This window comes from Legionella sp. PC1000 (genome assembly GCF_014109805.1).
GTDB lineage: Bacteria > Pseudomonadota > Gammaproteobacteria > Legionellales > Legionellaceae > Legionella > Legionella resiliens.
In genome coordinates this window covers 2,475,766-2,493,032 of the sequence record NZ_CP059400.1, presented here as the reverse complement: position 1 = coordinate 2,493,032, position 17,267 = coordinate 2,475,766, and the positions used below count along the sequence as shown (strand labels likewise).

Genomic DNA, 17,267 nt, shown 5'->3' with positions numbered 1-17,267 from the left:
CGATGAAGAAAAAAGACATATTACTATTCGTTCAAAAAATAGGTTTATTCTTTTAGTTACAGTAAGGCCATAGTCATGTTTCACTGGTTAAAGGAATGGAGGTACGAACGCATTGTACGCCATTCACTTATAACGGACGAAGAGTGGAATGAGGTGTTTCAAAATTTACCTTTGCTGCGGCGCTTGAATGAACAAGAAAAAATAAGGCTTAAGCGATTAGCTATTTTATTTCTTTATTACAAGTCATTAGAAGGAGTTGGCGAGCTGCAAATAACAACTTCCATGCAATTAAATATTGCTTTGCAGGCATGTCTTCCTATTCTGAATCTTGGATTCGATTGGTATGACGGTTGGGTTTCAGTCGTAATTTATCCTGGAGCATACTCACATGAGAGTAAGGAAATCGACGAATTTGGGGTAGAGCATTTGGGAAGATCACATTTAAGCGGAGAATCATGGCAACGCGGGCCAGTGATTATCTCCTGGGACGATGCACTACATCATGGTGGTGTGAATGGGCGGAATGTGGTGATTCATGAGTTTGCCCATAAATTGGATATGCAAAACGGTAGAGCGAATGGATTTCCACCTCTCCATAAAGGAATGTCTGCGCAGCATTGGACTGAAGTTTTTAACAGGGGATATAATGATTTGCTAAACCGTATTCAACGCGATGATTCTATTCCAATTGATCCGTATGCTATTACCTCGCCAGCTGAATTTTTTGCTGTATTTTCTGAATTATTTTTTGAAAAACCGGAAACAGTCAGAACCTATTATCCTGATATTTATGATTTACTCGTAAGGTTTTACCGTCAGGATCCACTGAAGAATGCGTAGCCTTGATGAAGCGCAGGCTACCGTAATTTACCCTAAGCGCTCAGTTCCTATCAGGGAACGGCATGGATGCATCTTGAGAAAAATATTGAGCATAGCAATTTGAAATATTACAATTACCAGCTAAAAGTATATCGTGTTTCTCTTGAACTCCATCCATCTATGATGTGTACTTCAAGCTGTTTTTCAGAGACTAGATTAAATTCAATTAATGAGCCCCAATAAGGATTATGGAATTCAAAAACCTGTTTGGTCTGTCCAGTCGTTAACTTGCAAGAAACTTGACGCGGTTCTGGGGCTCCAAGACCATCTCCATAACCCAAATCCAATTGGGTAGAGCCTTGTGAGCGCCCGGAAGAGGTTACTTCATTCAGCCAATTACACTCAATTTTAGCTGATTGAAAATGTTGATTTTTGAGTTTTAAACAACTTCTATGTATACTGGTGCACGGTTTTGCAAAACTCGTTCCAGCAAGTAAACCCATCAAAAGAAAAGTGTAAAATTTAATCATTATTATGCCTAATCAGTTTGGGTGAGGTTTTTTTATCATCATTATTAAATTGTTGTCAATGGTTTTGAACAAAACAGTCATTTATTGAAAAACCAAAAAATGAGCATAATGATGAGACTAATTAGGATGCATGTAGTAATAGGGAAATAGAAAGTAAAGTTACTTCTCTGAATTATGATATCACCTGGCAATTTACCCAAGCCGATTTTTTTGATAAACGGCCAAAATATACCGGTTATTAGTAAAATAATGCCTGTGATAATTAGAATTTTTTGGATCATATTTTTTATTCATGATTCGAAATAGATCGTATAATATTAACAAGGAAAAAAAATGAAACAACAAATTTCAATGTATGCTGCTTCCATACCCGTTTTTAAACAAATGCTTACCTCGCTCAATGCAATTTTAGAAAAAACTCAGGCTCATATTGATCATAATAAAATAAACCCTGAGACTTTCTTACAAGCAAGCCTTTTTCCGAATATGTTTCATTTCACACGCCAGGTGCAGATTGCAGCTGATTTTGCTAAAAGTGTGTCTGCTCGTTTGGCTGGGATGGAAGTCCCTGCTTTTGAAGATAATGAAAAAACTTTTTTTGAGCTGCGTGGCCGTATTGAGAAAACGCTACTCTTTCTTTCTAATATTCTTCCAGAACATGTTAACGGTAGTGAAGAGAATGAAATTATTCTTCGTCCAGGGACTTCAAAAGAGCGAAAACTTAGTGGACAAACTTATCTTGTGCATTATGGGTTACCGCAATTTTTCTTTCATGTTACTACCGCTTATGACATTTTAAGAAGTTTAGGGGTTGATATTGGTAAAGCAGATTACATGGGGACTTTTTAGTAGTAGCCCGGGTTCGCTTTGCTGAACCCGGAAATGTATTATCTACCCATGTTACAGGCTTTCTAAACTTCCTAATAGACTAAAACCCCTGTATTTAGAACTTCATGTTCCTCATGTACGACTGAAGGCTCGAGCACTTTTGCTCGGATCCCTGCTTCTTCACCAACCAAACTTGCTTCATACTGTAACAGCTCACTTGTTTTGAAGAATCTCCGTGTTTGATAGCGTGTTTTTTGGACTTCTTCTTTTTCAATTTTCTCAATAACCGGCTCAGCTTGCAAAAGTTCTTTCTCTATTCCAGCGAGGTATTGTTTTGATGTTTCATCGAGATAAGATGCAAGATCCCGTTTGATTTGAATTAGCAATTCTTCTATGAGTTCAGTTCTCTTACTATCTAATCCTACATTATGGTCACTTAATGCATCTATGCACTCCGTTTCTTCTTCTTGAATAGACGATAAAGTTTCCCTAAGTTCCACAAGTTGATTTTGAAAGGACTGGATATCTCTTTGTCGAAGAAAAATTGTACCCCTTAACTTAATTCCCTCTACATAGGTACAATCTTTTTCTTTCATACGTTTCTCTGCTGCAGTAATGATCTCTTCAGCATCTGATATTTCTTTTTGTTTGAGGCGAATTCGTTCATTAGCAGTAGTTATCCTTGCTTTAATTTTCTCAAGATCGCTTTGGATGCTTGATTGCTCATTAACAGAAGCAGCAATATTTATATTTGGTTCTTTACCCAAAATTGTCTTGAGTCGGATTTGATCCACAGGATGAAGTTTCCAACTCCAATGCTTCAGCTCATCGACATGTTCCAATTTTTGTCGAATCAGCTCTGGGAGTTCACTGCGATCAATATCCAAATTCCAATCACGTGTTAAAAGCCCTTTTAATCTAAATAATTTCTCAAATGCAGGACGTTTTCGCACAGGAAGGATTTCAATTAGCTGTACATCACCTAACTTAAGAAGACCCTCTTTATTCTCCTCAAGAGCTGATCGAACTTTCCTGAGTTCACTTCGTTCTGCCTCTACTCGGGTTAGGAAAGAGGATTGATACCCAGTAAATCCTTCTTGCAACGGTGCATCTTCAATTTGTAATTCTATGTAGGATTGCATGCCATCACTACCACTTTGAATGCGAACCTGTTTTGGATTTACTTTTAATAAGGTAGCAAATTGGTTCTGTTTTTGCGTAAATAGGCTTTCTTGTACGTCTTGATTCAGTCCATCAGCTTTATCCAATTCTTCTATAGAGCGTAAAAGTTGTTTTTTCAAGGCATTAAGTCGGCTTAAATAAGGTTGATATGCTTGATATGAGCTAAAACGTACGGTCGCTTCATATAATTCCTGTACAATATGACTTGGATTACTTTTGCTTTGGCGGCTTATTTCAAGTAGTGTTTTTTTCAAATGCTCCCACGTAGGATCATAAGTATTGAAAAAGGAAGGCGAATTATTCGTCAACACTCTACGGAATGCAGAAATTTGGTGTTCTGAAACGGCTTTATCATGACATTTTTGCCTAAAGTCAAGATCACAAGAGGGCGCATTATTTAATGAATCAATGGCATCTAATGCATCATTAATGACATTTCGAGGCGATGAGTGACTGATTGAAAACAGATACATATCTTTTAAAATGACTCTATGACGCTGAAGGGCTGCATAGAGAGTCTGAATTTTGTCTTTGTCCTGAGGCGAATTGATTAAATCCTCTGCCAAGGTATAAATATTCAAAGCAGCTTTTTTGGCAGCAGTTCGTTCAAAGAGCGCGTGGAAAGGAACTGGATTTTTATGCACCCAAGCAAATTCATTGAGTAAATGTTGAGCCAGTTTTTTCATAATTTCTTCGTTATATGCTTTTTGCAAGTCATTCAAACTTGGATCTTCAGGTAAGCCTAAGTTTCGATAAAGGGTAGAAAAAGTAAGGACCAAACCCTGCATTTTAAATTGTTCAACAAGCGAAAATTTTGTTAAATCTGTGCAATGTTCTTGGATCCAGGGTTTCATCTGAGCTAATAATTCCCCAATTTCTTTGCTGTCGGCTTTCATCAATTTTTCTTGATAAGATTGGATGATACCTTTGGCGACTTCTTGTTTTTCTTCGCCATGCAATACCTTATTTTTTTGTTCGATTAGCTTTTTAATTACTTTTATGACTATTACAGGCACATAGGAGGGGTTTTTGGATGTTCGTTCAGGGAAAAATTTTTCTATAATATTTGGATATATAGTGCAAAAATCTCCAATTAAATAAGGTAAAATTTGCTTGCTTTGTGCTAATTCTAAATTCTTTTTTTCTTGACCTGAGGGTTTTGTATACTCTAAAACTGCTCCTGCTTTGTCAGCAATCACTGTTTCAAGGTTTTGCTGCATCAGTGCTTTTATTCCAGCGGTAATGGGTTTACCTTTTTGTTGTAGTTTTGCTTGAATATTTAATTCTTGAACGAAATCTACTTGTTTTAAGAACTTAAGTCTTAGGGATTGTTCATAACTCATGTGAGTTGCTTTTTCTGCCTTGGCCACCCATTTTTCTTCTCGAGCAGACTCCCAAAGCTTGCATGCAGACCTTTTAAACTGGGTAATGCTTTCATTAAGAGAACTTTCAGATACATTGGGATCTTGTGCGCGAGCCAGTTCATTCAAAAGCATTTCACGCCATTGATAGAGCTCAAATTGTAATTGGGGATTATCAGGATAGAGCTCAAGGAGTAAACCTTCCCAAGCTTCAATTTGTTGCATGAGGACTTGCTGAGCTTCATCGATGCTCTGAGTATATATTCTGTCGACTGTTGCCTGTAATTGGATTTTTTCTCTTAATATTTCGACGGTATGTTCATTAATACGTTGCCGACTCCAAGGGAAAACATAATAAAAAAACTTATTGAATAAATCTTCAGGTGGTTTTACTTGATAAATTGGTAACCATTCACCAGGTTTTCCATTACGCGCAGTACGCCCAGGAATCTGAGTGGTCATTCTCTCTGTATCCAGATAAGTTTGCATTACAAATAAACCCTTAGGATGATCTGTCTTGATGTCTATTCCCTTTGCAAGCATTGCTGTACCTACAGTTATGGTATTGACTTGGCCTGCTTGCTTAATGATCTTATCCAGTTCAGCTGGAGTTTCCTTACCGGTAATAATCTGAATTTTAAACCCTTGTTCCTCATAGATCTTTAAACTATTACCAATTGCCTTTGCCTCACTAAAATCTTCATTAATAATGAGGATAGGTTGAGTTTGAGTGGGACTCCATTTTTCAATGGCACTTTTTCTTTCAGCAAGTAAATTTTCATATTCCTCATAGGTTTGAATTTCTTCATCAGGATCAATCTTCATCATGGCTGGTGTAACAGGACGTTTAATCTTGTCAAATGTTTCATGTATTGCCTTGATGGTTTGTTCACGATTTAACGTAAAAATCGGATCATGATCGATGCGTTTGTCTCCCGCATGAGGAGCAATACTGATTGCCTGGGTTCCGACTGAGGTAGCTAAGCTTTCCAACTCGCGTTTGTCTCCAGGAGTTGCTGAAATTCCAAGCAGACGTCCCAAGGTCTTTTGAAAAAACTTAATTAACCCTTGTGCAGATTGACTGGCAAGTACTGAAGGGACTGGATCAATAAAAATATATTGTGCTTGATCTTTGTATTCTGCTTGCAATCGGGCCTGTAAAGCCTGTTGAACTGCTTCAGTAAAAATTGAACCTGATTTAGGTGTACTGCGAATTAGAGGAACACAAGCAATTTTTTTAATAATTTCCTGACCCGATTCATCCTTTTCCTTGACTGGTTGCATTAAGAAATCTTTATTTTCAACCTGCTTTTCGGCGATACAACTGGCATGAAGCCATTGTTTCAGTTGTGTATTACTGGATGCCATCAAATAATTTTGTTTTTGAACATCACCGCTGAATTGTTCATTAATTTGCTTATTGAGAAATAATCGGAATTGATCCAGATCCTCATCCTCATCCCAAATTTTACGAGATGAATCAACATTGCGATATGCCGGCAAATTGATGAATTGGTAGGCCAGCGGATAAACCCATTGAGCAGGATTATTCGTTTGGCTTGCTTCGGCTTCTGCAACTAATTTATACAGTGTTAATTGATCTAAAAGTGCATCATCACATTCATCTAAGACAATATGTACTGGACCATCCGTTTTAAGTAGTTTTTCCATTCCGGCTAATTTGGCAGCTAAATGAAAACTAGCCATGTCTTCAACTGTGGAGCAGTTGATTCCATTAGGTTTAAAGGCTGTAATCGGAGTGTCGCCTTGAATGAGAGCTGTTGGGATTCCCAAAAAATTAAAAAATGGCTCACAACTGTTCTCAAAATCTCGAACCAGAAGGGTTGGGTTCGCAGTCCATTGAACAACAGTACCACCTTGTGCCCACTGTAGAACAGAAAGCATAGGCGTATTAATACTTTTCCCTTCTCCAGTTTTGATGCGCATTAATAAATTGGATGTTGGATCTTCTAGTGCAATCAAAAGAACGAGCATTTGTGTGGTATTGGGAAATAAACCCGTAGTTCGGAAATAGATTTCTCTTAAGTAAGCTAAAAGTTCTAAATGGGTTAATTCCTTTTCTTCGGGACTTAGTAATTGCGAGCGTAGTTTTTGAAGCAAAGCGCTGGCGTGTTCTTTTAAATCATGACGTGAACAGGCCGTTAATTTTTTTTCTTTTTGAAAATCTCCGGGATTTAGGGGGTCAGTGTAACCTAAAGTTTCAATAAAAGTTAATTGCCTTGCAAGTTTCATTTGCAATGAATAAGGAAAATCAGTTTCATGCAGTAAATCTTGCAAATTTTCCAGAGCATATTTTATCCGATCTGTTGCAAAATGATCGGCTAGGTCTCTTTTTACCCCATTTTTAGCAAAAGGATTTGTGTCGAAACTGGCGCAATATTCATGAAGTTTTTCAGAGCCATGCGCGAATAAGGCAGAGTTAAGGCTTTGTGCATTAGGGTAGGGGGGGGTATCAAATAATTTATGGACTCGATTGACATCATCAATAGAGCGACGTCCCAAACCTTTAGCAACTTCCAGCAATGCAGCAAGCTTTACTGAGGAGTCTTTTTTATTTCTAGCTAAGCCAGTTAAAATCGTAGCAATTTTGAGCCTATGCTCAAGATCGACTTGATCCAATTGTTGAAGAATTTGAGCATAGTATTCCAGCTTGGAATTGTCCTGAGATGCTTTATTAAGTAATGCAATGCAAAGCTCAGTTTGCCCTGGATTATGAGTTAAGAATAATTGAGTCTGTTGGACTAGTTCCTGAATGAGCTCGGATTTTGTGCCTGGTAGCCCTAAAATTTGAATAATTTGTTTGATAATTAAAGATTTGGTTTCTTCGGGAAGAGCCGATTTCTTCAATTCGTTTAATGCCGCAAGCGGGAAGGGAGTCGTGCTTTTCAAATTATGAGCCATGCTCATTTTGAAGAACATAATTTGGGTATCTGGCTCAAGATTTTCTATTTTAAACAGTTCAACTAAACCATTGACTGCACGCTCAAGCGCAGCAGTATCTGCATTAGGGTACTCTTCTAAAGCTTGGGTTGTCAGTTTTAAATAAAGATCCAGGTTTTGCGAGCTTTCTTTGATTAGCTTATCAACGAGAATTTGTTTTTGCTTATAATTTAGACGAGCCAGGGCTCCTGTGTTCAGTTGTTTGTAGATTTTATTGAATTGTTGAGGAAGTTGGTCATTAAGCTCGATGAGCAGGTTGAGATAATTTGCAATTGACTCAATTTTGTTTTTATAGCTTTGTAACGCTTGGTCAGCTGGGGCATGTTCATCAATTAAAGTAGCTTCGTCAAGAACACTTTTTTCAAATTCAACGTCTTGCGTATTCAGTTGTTGTAATGTTTTTTTCAAAGCAGGCAATACTTTTTTCTGAATCAGTTCTTCTTTGAAAAAGAAGGTTAAAGAGTGTGTCTCATTAAAAGCTGTCATCCAGGAAAGACAGGTATTAAAATCTAAATCTTTGACAATGAGTTTATTCTGAGGATTGTCAAAGAAGGCTTTCATTGGTGGTACAATCAGTTTGTTATGCACGGGAGCCAAAATAGCAGCTAAAGTTGATCCCGTAGTCTTATCCGTTTCTTTTCTTTTTCCAGTAAGCAAGAAACTTAAAATATGTTCCCCTTTAATTTCTCCGACGAGACGATACTTTCCATCGAGTAAAAGAGGTTTTTTCTCTTCGAAAAACTGAAGTTTTGCAATAACGTCAGAGAATTTGGGATTGGGCCTTTGTAAGAGCTGTACCAATTCGTCTACTGCATCGAATAGGGGCATTAATTCGCGATCGAGTTGTTCACGTAATTGTTTAGGCACCAGGAAACTTTGCAGATTTTCTTGAAGTGTTGTTTTTAATTTTTTTACATCAAATACAGCACTTCTTTTTTTAATCGCATCAACTAAAGCATCAACAATTAAATCATCGAGCTTGGAAATATCTCCATTCCCAAGTACACAGCCCGGAAATGGATTCTTTTCAATGAGAAGCGCTTTTAACCAGGCTTCCTGTTTTTCTAGGGTTTTACACTCTTCAGGGATAGTTTCCGCTGAATTTGCAAGGGTATCCAGTAATGCCTCAATTTGTTCTATTTTAGGTAATGTTTGTGATTTTGAGATATTGATTTGGCCTAAAGTACTGGATACGACTCGCTGAAAAACATCGCCTTTTTTATTTCCTACGTTTTGAATGCCTAATAATAAATTATCAATTTTCTCTTGAGTTAAATTAGGTTCATTGAGTTTTGTAAGGAGTTTGATGACATCAGGAGATAAGGCTTGGCGATTTTTTTGCAGCATCTCTGTAAAAGTTGCAATAACAGATAGGGAAAATTGATTTTCTTCAGGAGCTGGATCTGTTTTTTGAATGCGCTCTTGCAGTGTATTGAGGAGTTCAAATCCTTCATTTTCCAAACATGAAACGAGTGGAGCAATAAATTCTTCTTTGATTTTTTTATCAGGAAATGTAATTTTATAATCAATACATTGTTTGATTAATGTATTGATTTGGGCCAAAGAAGGGCTGGGTTTGAATTTAAAACATCGTGAAAATGCATGAAGTAAATCACTTCGATCATCTGGATCTAATCTCTGTAGAGAATGTATGCAATTTTTTAAAGTTTCATTCCATTGTTTGGCGTTCAGTACGGTCTTATCCGCAAAAGCACATGTTAAAATAAAAGTGAGTTGATTTTTTTGAACGGTGGACCAAGAATCGAGCTTCCCAATTTCAAGAAGCTGAGACTGGATGTCCTCTAATCTGATTTCAGCCTTCCAATGTTGTCCTATATATCGAAACAACCAAGGTTGAAGTTCAAGATGTTCGTTATTGATTTGTTGATAAATGAGATCAGGATCGGTAATGGTGTCTTCAGGACTGTTAATCTTCATACAGGCGGCAACGTGCTTAAATTGCTCCGGAGCTGGTTTTTGTAACATGGCATAATGAACGCCTGTTGGTCCCCAATTGAGCTCCGCCAAAGAAAGACACTGCTCCTGTGGGTTTGAAGCCTGTTCTATAACATCCATCACCCGATTTAAGGTAATAAGCAAATGCCCTTGATGGTTAATAGGGCACGGATTGGGTAAAGTCAGATTTTTTTCTGCAATTCGAGGAAGAAAAATTTGAGTATAGGCATCAAAAAAGGTGTTAAAATCAAAGCTTTTTTTGTCATATTTAAGATGATTAACAACCAGTTTGTTCCACCATTCTCTTTGTTCTGCTGGAAGTTGAATTAATTTTTGAAGATTTTTAATTCCGTGGGCGCTCAATAATGAATTTTGAACTTCAGGATTGTTAAGAAACTCAAGATTGATTTTTTTATTCAAACACCCATTAAGCAGTCTCACTAATAAAGCAGTATGTGATTCACCTCCAAGTAGATATTGCTTGCAAAGTAATGGAATGATGAATTCGTCATGCTGTTGTGTTGAGATTTGTGGCTCAGTTGATCGATACAATTGCAGTAATAATGTTTTGAATTCATTTTCATATGCAGGAAATAGGCTGAACAATATATTTTTTTGTTCAATTGAATATTTTGTTTCTAATAGTGTCGAAAGAGTTTGTCGAGAAAGATTTGGAAACAAGGTTGTTGCTTCTTCTACCGAAGGTAATGTTAAGGATTCGAGCTTTTTAAGTACAGGAGCTAAGGCAGAAGGGAGTCTTTTTGGTGCATCAGTATAACAAAGGGCTTTTTTGTTTTTACTAATATGAAATCCTCTGGGAGGATTATTGGGAATGATACCATCTCTAAATGCATAAGCATGTTCTTTTATGATGGGGATGGCTGATTGTTGTAGGTTTTCGATACCTAAAGCTCTGAGCTGTGCAACCAATTCAGGAAAATCAGGCAATTCAATAGGAATTAGATTAAGATCCGGACTTTCTATAAGTTCACTATGTTCGAGATGAATGTCTTTTGGAATGCTTGGCGGTTTAGGTAAATGAATACTTCTTTGAATTTGGATACGCGCACGAACAGCGGTCGACTTGGAGTTCAACGCATACTTCAATGGGTTAATTTTGGGTTCGTTGGATGTATTTTTAAGTAGGGTTTCTGCTGTTTTATTTAAGACGGCTCTACGTGCAAGTAACGCGAGTCGATTAGAGGTCTGCTGGCTTTCTGGAATTTTAAAAATAAAGAGACGTTTACGATCTTCGTTAATAAAGTTCAATAGGCTATCAATATCTTTTTCAGCGAATTGTTGTGGATCAAGTTCAATTTCTAAGGGCGTGTAGTTTATTTCAGTTTCGTATGAAGTAATCAGATTTTCTAGTAAGGATTGAAGGTATTTATTTTGTGAATATTGGGGCACAGCAAAACTCCTAGAATCAAAAGAAATAAAATAATACACCGCTATTATTAACAGGAGATTAAGCGTTAACAATGCAATGAACGTATTCTTATTTCGCTTATGGTGAAACGTATTATAATGAAAAAAAAAGAATATATACAATGCGATATGTAAATAAATTATTCATGTAATCAGTCTTTTTAGAGGGGTATGCAGCAACAACAATTGCTTTTTATACCTTCCTGGTAGTAACCACCTGTATTGATTTTCTGTAAATCAGACAGTTTAAAAACTTATTACGCATCATTTTCGTTTACAAAATAAACTTCTTAAGGAAAAGTGCAAAATTTACTTGACAGATCTTGGGTGGCTCATTAAACTGCGAACCTAAATTTTGGGGTTATAGCTCAGCTGGGAGAGCGCTTGCATGGCATGCAAGAGGTCGGCGGTTCGATCCCGCCTAGCTCCACCATCAACATCTTTGATGTTGATGGGAAAACGTTCAAGGTCCCCATCGTCTAGCGGCCTAGGACACTGCCCTTTCACGGCGGTAACAGGGGTTCGAACCCCCTTGGGGACGCCATTATTGGTGTTTGAAGTTTGTAGTAAAATGTTATAAGTTGTTAAAGATCCAGGTCCCCATCGTCTAGCGGCCTAGGACACTGCCCTTTCACGGCGGTAACAGGGGTTCGAACCCCCTTGGGGACGCCATATTCAGGTTTAATTGTTTTTATTTATCAAGATAAACATTTAATCCAATTCCTAAAAAAAATTCCCTTCAATCCTTAGATATGAATAGAAAATAATGTTTTCCGGAACAGAATTCTTGTCTCTTTTTTTGATTGTACCTGTGAGGTGCTCTTAAAGCCTTTCAAAAATTGTTCGTGTATTAAAACCAAACAATCGTTCATGCATTCTATAGGCATACTCATCCGTCATATTGGCTAAATAATCACATACCACTCGATAAGCTGAGGTTTCATCCTCTGCTTGTTTGAACAAAACTCTATTTTTGTTATCTAATAAACTAGCAGGATTTGAACTAATCGCATCGAAGAGTCTAAGTACGACCGTTTGACCTCCATATTCAAAAGTACGGGCTTCCTGAGAGTCAATGACATTATTATAGATGCATTGCTTTAAATAATTTAGAAGGGCATTTGCTTCAGGAGTGAGCGCCAGATTGTATTTGAGTAAATTATTCTCAAATTTTTCGTTGGTTATTATGATTTGCGTCGACGTAATAAAATAATTAACCATTTCCCCTATTGTTTGTTTTCTTGAATAAAGATCTGAAGAAAATAGCGAATCAATTATCTGATTTTGTCGATCAGTTAATAGGGTATTGTTTAATAAGTGTCTAAATTCAGATGTATCGAGATGAGAGGGATTGATTAGACGTAAATGGATAGCGTCTTCAAGATCATGAACACCATAAGCAATATCATCCGCAATATCCATGATGGAGCAATCAAAACTATGATAAGTTGATTTTCCTGATTTTGTATTATGCGGCATTTGTGACAATGATTGAAATAACTCTTTGTCTCTATCGGTAAAAGGTGATAGCAGCCAATCAATCTCAGGCTGTTCGCAATCAAAATAAGCTTTAGGAGGCAGCCAATCATTGATTTTGATGGTTTTATGGATGGATTCATGAACTGGAGGTTGCTTGGGTGCTACAACAGTAGAACGTTTCACTGGATATTTTAAAATACCAAGTAGCGCACGCCGTGTTAAATCAAGACCATAGGTTCCATAGCTGCTTTCGACTTTGGTTAGTAACCGTAGAGTTTGTCCATTTGCTTCAAACCCTCCATAATTGCGCATCATATAATTTAAAGCGACCTCACCACCATGGCCAAAAGGAGGGTGGCCAATATCGTGTAATAAACAAATAACAGAAATGAGATCATCATTAGGTAATAAACCAGCGAGTCCAATATGTTTTTCTTGGCTCATTAAAAGATTGTGTACAATGCTGCGTCCTATCGAATCAACTTCCAGAGAGTGAGTGAGGCGGGTGCGATGAAAATCTCCTTCATCAGTCCCTAAAATTTGTGTTTTTCTTTGCAGTCGTCTGAACGCAGGGCAATGAATTACTCGAGTTCGGTCTCGTTCATAAGGATCTCGATGATCCTGATTTCCTCTTTGATTTGTTTGTCCAGAGCGTCGATGTGTCCACATAGATTTTGCAATATAAAATAAAAAACAATTACTGTAAGGCATAATTTGTTCGTTAACAACACAATTTTCTAAAGTTTTTCTTAAATTTGTAGATATAACAGACAAGGACTAAAAAGAAGAATTATAAATAGGGGATAACAATGAACAAGAAAATAAATTTAGCACTCATAGCAATTTGTGCGTTCACAATGTCTTCTTGTGCCAAAGAAAGCGACTACATGGCCTATCCAGCGTACTCTTATGATAATACAGAAGCATATGCCAATAATAGTTATAGTATGGTCAGTTATGACTATAAATATCAACAAAAACAGGAAGTTAAAGTTCCTGATTCATATTATGTTGGAGAGTTGCATTCTCCAACTTCTTTTAAGGATAGAGATCAGAGTTGGGTAAATAGCCAAAATCCGCAAGGCTACACTATTGAACTGGTAGAAGGTGATAAGGCATCTCGAGTAGCGCAAGTTCTTTATAAAGCCCCCAAAAATGATCGAATAGCCCAGGTAAAATATGATCGAGATGGAAAAACGCATTATAAAGGGGTATATGGAACATACAGCACAGCAGAAGAAGCACAAAAGGCATTAAATGCATTACCGCCCGAAATCAAAAGTAGTGCTTCGGTAATTAATTGGAGCAGCGTGCAGCAATAAAGCAATGAGTTCCCGGTTTAGGCAAAATCTAACTCCGGGAACTTATTGTATTAGGGGGTCACTACAATCTTGCCGATTTGTTCATTTGATTCCATGTATTTATGTGCGTCTACTATTTCTCCCAAGGAGATGGGCTCCTAAGCGAAACATAATCTCAGCTCGATTTAAACCAATTGCGTGAACACGTAAGCGAACTTCTCCTTTTCCAGGTTCGGGCAATAACATTTCTTCGAGTATTAATACTTCGGGACCTCCAGCTTGATGAAAACGAACGATTTTAACCGATGAGTGTGAGATGAAATTTCCTTATTTTTATGAAATATTTGATTAAGACTACGTCGTTTTAGAAGCTGAACTAATTAGAATCATTAATCGAGCGATCCCTGAGGTTTTCAAGCGATCTGCTTCAAATTGTTTCACCGTAATGGCATAGTTTTGATTTATTTTCTCCAGCCAAATAATAAATAGGTTAAAAGCAACAGCATCAAAAGTAAGCTGAATATCTCCAGAGCCAGTTTGTTGCAACTGATAAGGAAATTTTAGGGTCGGGTCATTCTTTAAGTGCGTTGCCAATGTTGTCAAAAGCTGACTGTTATCCACTGTTTTCTTTTTTGTTTGCTTCATGTGACTTTGTTGTCTTATTTTTTGCATCCAATCCAGCGTAGCTGTTTTCTCCACTAACTGAGCTGATTTTTGGGTAACTCGTTGACTTAAGGGGCTATATAAAAATAAATAATAAACATAGAGGAAAAGACACAACACTGTTCCAATTAACATCCACTTTTCTCTTTCATTAAGTGTACTTAAATAGGCTTTCACATTAACTCCAAAGTAGCTACAACATGTTGTTCACGAGTCGATGCCTGAGTTTGTTTTACCTTGAGTTGCTGTTTTTTTAATTCGTTTTCCAACTCTTCTAGACTGGCAAAATCTGTACTGATTATCGTCACAGATAAAATTTTGTTTTGATAGCGCAATTGCTCTAGGGTATTGCGTTCATTTTTCATTACTTTGGCAAATTGATTGAGTAAAAACCAAAAGCGATTTTGCTCTTCTGTATTATTACTTTTTAAAAGTTCTGTAATACGAAATTTAGGACTAATAATTTGTTTTGCATCAGGAAAAAACTCATGATAAATCACTGCAATTTGTTCATCAATTTTTTGAGTTTGCTTATTTAATAAATGCAATTTGATTCCATTCACTACAAGGAGAGAAACAAGCCAAAAGCAAAAAAGGGCGCCGACGAGCTGGTATCCCTTTTTAATTAAATCTGCTTTATTTCCATGTTGCATTTCTCCTTGGCAGAGATTCATTAACTTGGATTTAAGTATTCTTTGAGCAATCCAGGTATGTGAAGTTTCCTGACTTTTAGTTAATGATGGATCAATTTGGATTGCACTGTCTGCGAAAAGTAAGGGTTGATATTGTGGATGGCTTTTTAGATAGACGTCTGCTAACTCTCCGGAAAGTGCTCCTTTGAAATCATCCAAGTTGATGATTAAAGTCGTTTCACTAATACATAGCTCTTGTGGTTCTAAGGCAAACCAATCCACAGTAATTGCAGAAAATTCGATTTTTTGTTCATTGAGCAATTGCATCAGATATCGAATTCGCTGTTTACTTATAACAGTGACCAGATATTGATTGTTTTGATATCGTGCTCTATCAAAAGCGAAATGCAGCTCATCTACAGGTTGCGCCAGTTTCTCTTCTAAAGCATAAGGAATTGCAGCTCTTGCTTTTCTTTCTGGAAGCCATGCGAACTCCAGATTAAGAAGGCTGACATGTTCGCATGTTTCAATAATTAAAGTTTTACATTCAGTTTGTAATGATTTAATTTCATCAAAACTACGTTGTGCGGGTGGAGTAATTAAGGCGCCATCCGCATTTAATTTAAGGCAAAAACATCCTGTTTCAGCAAGATGTTTTGCAAAAAGAAAAAGAGTATCCATGCCTAAGCATATGCTCTATGTTTTTTTATATTCATTGCAGTCCATTGTTGTTTCAATTGTTGTGCCAACAGATATACTACAAGCGCATATTGGGGGCTGGAGTTGTAACGGGTAATTACAAAGAAATTAGGATAAGCTATCCAATACTCATTTCCTTTAGCGGTAACTAGCTCAATCAATCCGGCACGTGAAGGATGATTATCTGCTGCACTTACAGGCTTAATCCCATATGAAATTAATTGTGAATAATGATAATTTGCTCTTTTAGGATTAACTTGAATGCGTTTATAGTGTGTTCCTATTAATTTCGCATGCTGGGCAACCCCATCATTGGGTTTCCAACCATGATGATGGAAATAATTAGCAATACTCCCAATGGAGTCAGCATTGTTCGACACGAGATCGCGTGTGCCTGTATTATTAAAATCAACAGCAAAATTACGGTAACTGCTTGGCATGAATTGTGGTTGACCAATAGCGCCAGCATAAGACCCTTTGTATTGGGTTGCTGGTACTCCATGTTCACGACAAAGAAGCAGATATTCTTTTAATTCTTTAGTGAAATAAGGTGCGCGTTTGGGATAGTTGAAAGCCAATGTCGCCAAAGCATCCAGAACTCGATGCCCTCCTTGTCGCTCTCCATATAAAGTTTCTACACCTAGGTTCCGTGAACCAATTTTCTAGCGCATCCATATAAGCGCTCCGGCCAAATGTAAGAACCCGGAAAAAGCGGTCGTTGTTTTATCAAAACGAGAAAAAACACGCCGAAAGTGTTTGATTTTGGAGAAAAAAGCTTCAACTAAAAACCGCTCTTTGTACTGCTCTTTATCGATTTTTCTTGGGTTCTTCGCATTCTTTTTTGACGGAATGGTTGCAATACAGCCTTGACTCTCCAGTGTGTCAACAAGTGCCTGTGAATCATATCCTTTATCTGCAAGAACTATCGTGTCACGCTGCTCCTTCAATAGCTCTGCTGCTTGAGTAATATCGTTTCGATGTCCCCCGGTCAGGATAAACTTAATCGGATTCCCCAGTCCATCCACCAAAGCGTGAATTTTAGTGGTAAAACCTCCTTTACTGCGCCCCAATGCCTGAGCATCATTCCCTTCCTTGTCGTAACCAGATGCACACGCATGCGCGCGCACTATGGTGGCATCAATCATGACGGCTTGATCATCAACATCGCTAACTGAAGACATTAAGCCAGTCCAAATGCCGCGATCTGACCACATTTTATATCGCTTGTGAATTTTACGCCAATGTCCGTAATAGGGCGGGAGCAGGCGCCATTGACAGCCTGTACGTAATACATACCAGACTCCTTCCACAAAGCATCTTGTCTTCTCATTATTCTTAATGTGCAATCCTTTTACTCCTTGCAGAAAAGAATAAATTGTATCCCAGACTCGTTCTGATATATTATTATACATGTAGGCAGTTCCATTA

10 protein-coding genes, 3 tRNA genes and 1 pseudogene are annotated in these 17,267 nt (G+C 37.5%); 6 read left to right on the top strand and 8 right to left on the bottom strand.

Going from position 1 to position 17,267, the window contains the following annotated elements:
- Window positions 1-75 precede the first annotated feature (75 nt).
- Entirely contained in the window at window positions 76-840 is a 765-nt protein-coding gene (locus tag FOLKNPGA_RS10990) for a zinc-dependent peptidase (RefSeq protein ID WP_182349952.1), read from the top strand.
- Window positions 841-953: 113 nt separating this feature from the next.
- Here FOLKNPGA_RS10990 and FOLKNPGA_RS10985 read toward each other — a convergent pair whose 3' ends face one another.
- Window positions 954-1,349 (bottom strand): hypothetical protein, encoded by a 396-nt coding sequence (locus tag FOLKNPGA_RS10985; protein WP_182349951.1) that lies wholly within the window; start codon window positions 1,347-1,349, stop codon window positions 954-956.
- Between the two features lie 77 nt (window positions 1,350-1,426).
- A complete protein-coding gene (locus FOLKNPGA_RS10980; RefSeq protein ID WP_182349950.1) occupies window positions 1,427-1,630 on the bottom strand; it encodes a DUF2905 domain-containing protein in 204 nt (67 codons plus the stop codon).
- 52 nt (window positions 1,631-1,682) lie between these two features.
- On the opposite strand from FOLKNPGA_RS10980, the gene FOLKNPGA_RS10975 reads away from it, so the two are divergent.
- On the top strand, window positions 1,683-2,198 hold the full coding sequence (locus tag FOLKNPGA_RS10975) for a DUF1993 family protein (RefSeq protein WP_182349949.1): 516 nt from the start codon (window positions 1,683-1,685) through the stop codon (window positions 2,196-2,198).
- A gap of 71 nt (window positions 2,199-2,269) precedes the next feature.
- On the opposite strand, the gene FOLKNPGA_RS10970 is transcribed toward FOLKNPGA_RS10975, so the two are convergent.
- On the bottom strand, window positions 2,270-11,047 hold the full coding sequence (locus FOLKNPGA_RS10970; RefSeq protein WP_182349948.1) for a hypothetical protein: 8,778 nt from the start codon (window positions 11,045-11,047) through the stop codon (window positions 2,270-2,272).
- A 375-nt stretch (window positions 11,048-11,422) separates the two neighbouring features.
- On the opposite strand from FOLKNPGA_RS10970, the gene FOLKNPGA_RS10965 reads away from it, so the two are divergent.
- The 3 genes from FOLKNPGA_RS10965 to FOLKNPGA_RS10955 all read left to right on the top strand — a co-directional run bounded on the left by FOLKNPGA_RS10965 (window position 11,423) and on the right by FOLKNPGA_RS10955 (window position 11,737).
- Window positions 11,423-11,498: transfer RNA gene (locus FOLKNPGA_RS10965), tRNA-Ala, on the top strand.
- A gap of 35 nt (window positions 11,499-11,533) precedes the next feature.
- Window positions 11,534-11,609 (top strand) — tRNA-Glu (locus FOLKNPGA_RS10960).
- Between the two features lie 52 nt (window positions 11,610-11,661).
- Window positions 11,662-11,737, top strand: a tRNA-Glu gene (locus FOLKNPGA_RS10955).
- Between the two features lie 150 nt (window positions 11,738-11,887).
- Here the strand turns inward: FOLKNPGA_RS10955 and FOLKNPGA_RS10950 are convergent.
- Window positions 11,888-13,213, bottom strand: a complete 1,326-nt coding sequence (locus FOLKNPGA_RS10950) for an anti-phage deoxyguanosine triphosphatase (RefSeq protein WP_182352837.1) — start codon at window positions 13,211-13,213, stop codon at window positions 11,888-11,890.
- 140 nt (window positions 13,214-13,353) lie between these two features.
- Here FOLKNPGA_RS10950 and FOLKNPGA_RS10945 point away from each other — a divergent pair, with 140 nt between their 5' ends.
- Window positions 13,354-13,866, top strand: a complete 513-nt coding sequence (locus FOLKNPGA_RS10945) for an SPOR domain-containing protein (protein ID WP_182349947.1) — start codon at window positions 13,354-13,356, stop codon at window positions 13,864-13,866.
- Window positions 13,867-14,199: 333 nt separating this feature from the next.
- Here the strand turns inward: FOLKNPGA_RS10945 and lspM are convergent, their stop codons facing one another.
- The 4 genes and pseudogenes from lspM to FOLKNPGA_RS10925 all read right to left on the bottom strand — a co-directional run bounded on the left by lspM (window position 14,200) and on the right by FOLKNPGA_RS10925 (window position 17,251).
- A complete protein-coding gene (lspM, locus tag FOLKNPGA_RS10940) occupies window positions 14,200-14,685 on the bottom strand; it encodes a GspM family type II secretion system protein LspM (protein ID WP_182349946.1) in 486 nt (161 codons plus the stop codon).
- The gene (gene gspL / locus FOLKNPGA_RS10935) at window positions 14,682-15,821 is read right to left on the bottom strand and encodes a type II secretion system protein GspL (RefSeq protein ID WP_182349945.1); all 1,140 of its coding nucleotides are present in this window, start codon (window positions 15,819-15,821) and stop codon (window positions 14,682-14,684) included. The genes lspM and gspL overlap by 4 nt, the downstream gene beginning before the upstream one ends.
- 2 nt (window positions 15,822-15,823) lie before the next feature.
- Window positions 15,824-16,483 (bottom strand): annotated as a pseudogene (locus FOLKNPGA_RS10930) (lytic transglycosylase domain-containing protein); the annotation flags it as partial.
- Between the two features lie 18 nt (window positions 16,484-16,501).
- Window positions 16,502-17,251, bottom strand: a complete 750-nt coding sequence (locus FOLKNPGA_RS10925) for an IS5 family transposase (RefSeq protein WP_058441825.1) — start codon at window positions 17,249-17,251, stop codon at window positions 16,502-16,504.
- Window positions 17,252-17,267 lie beyond the last annotated feature (16 nt).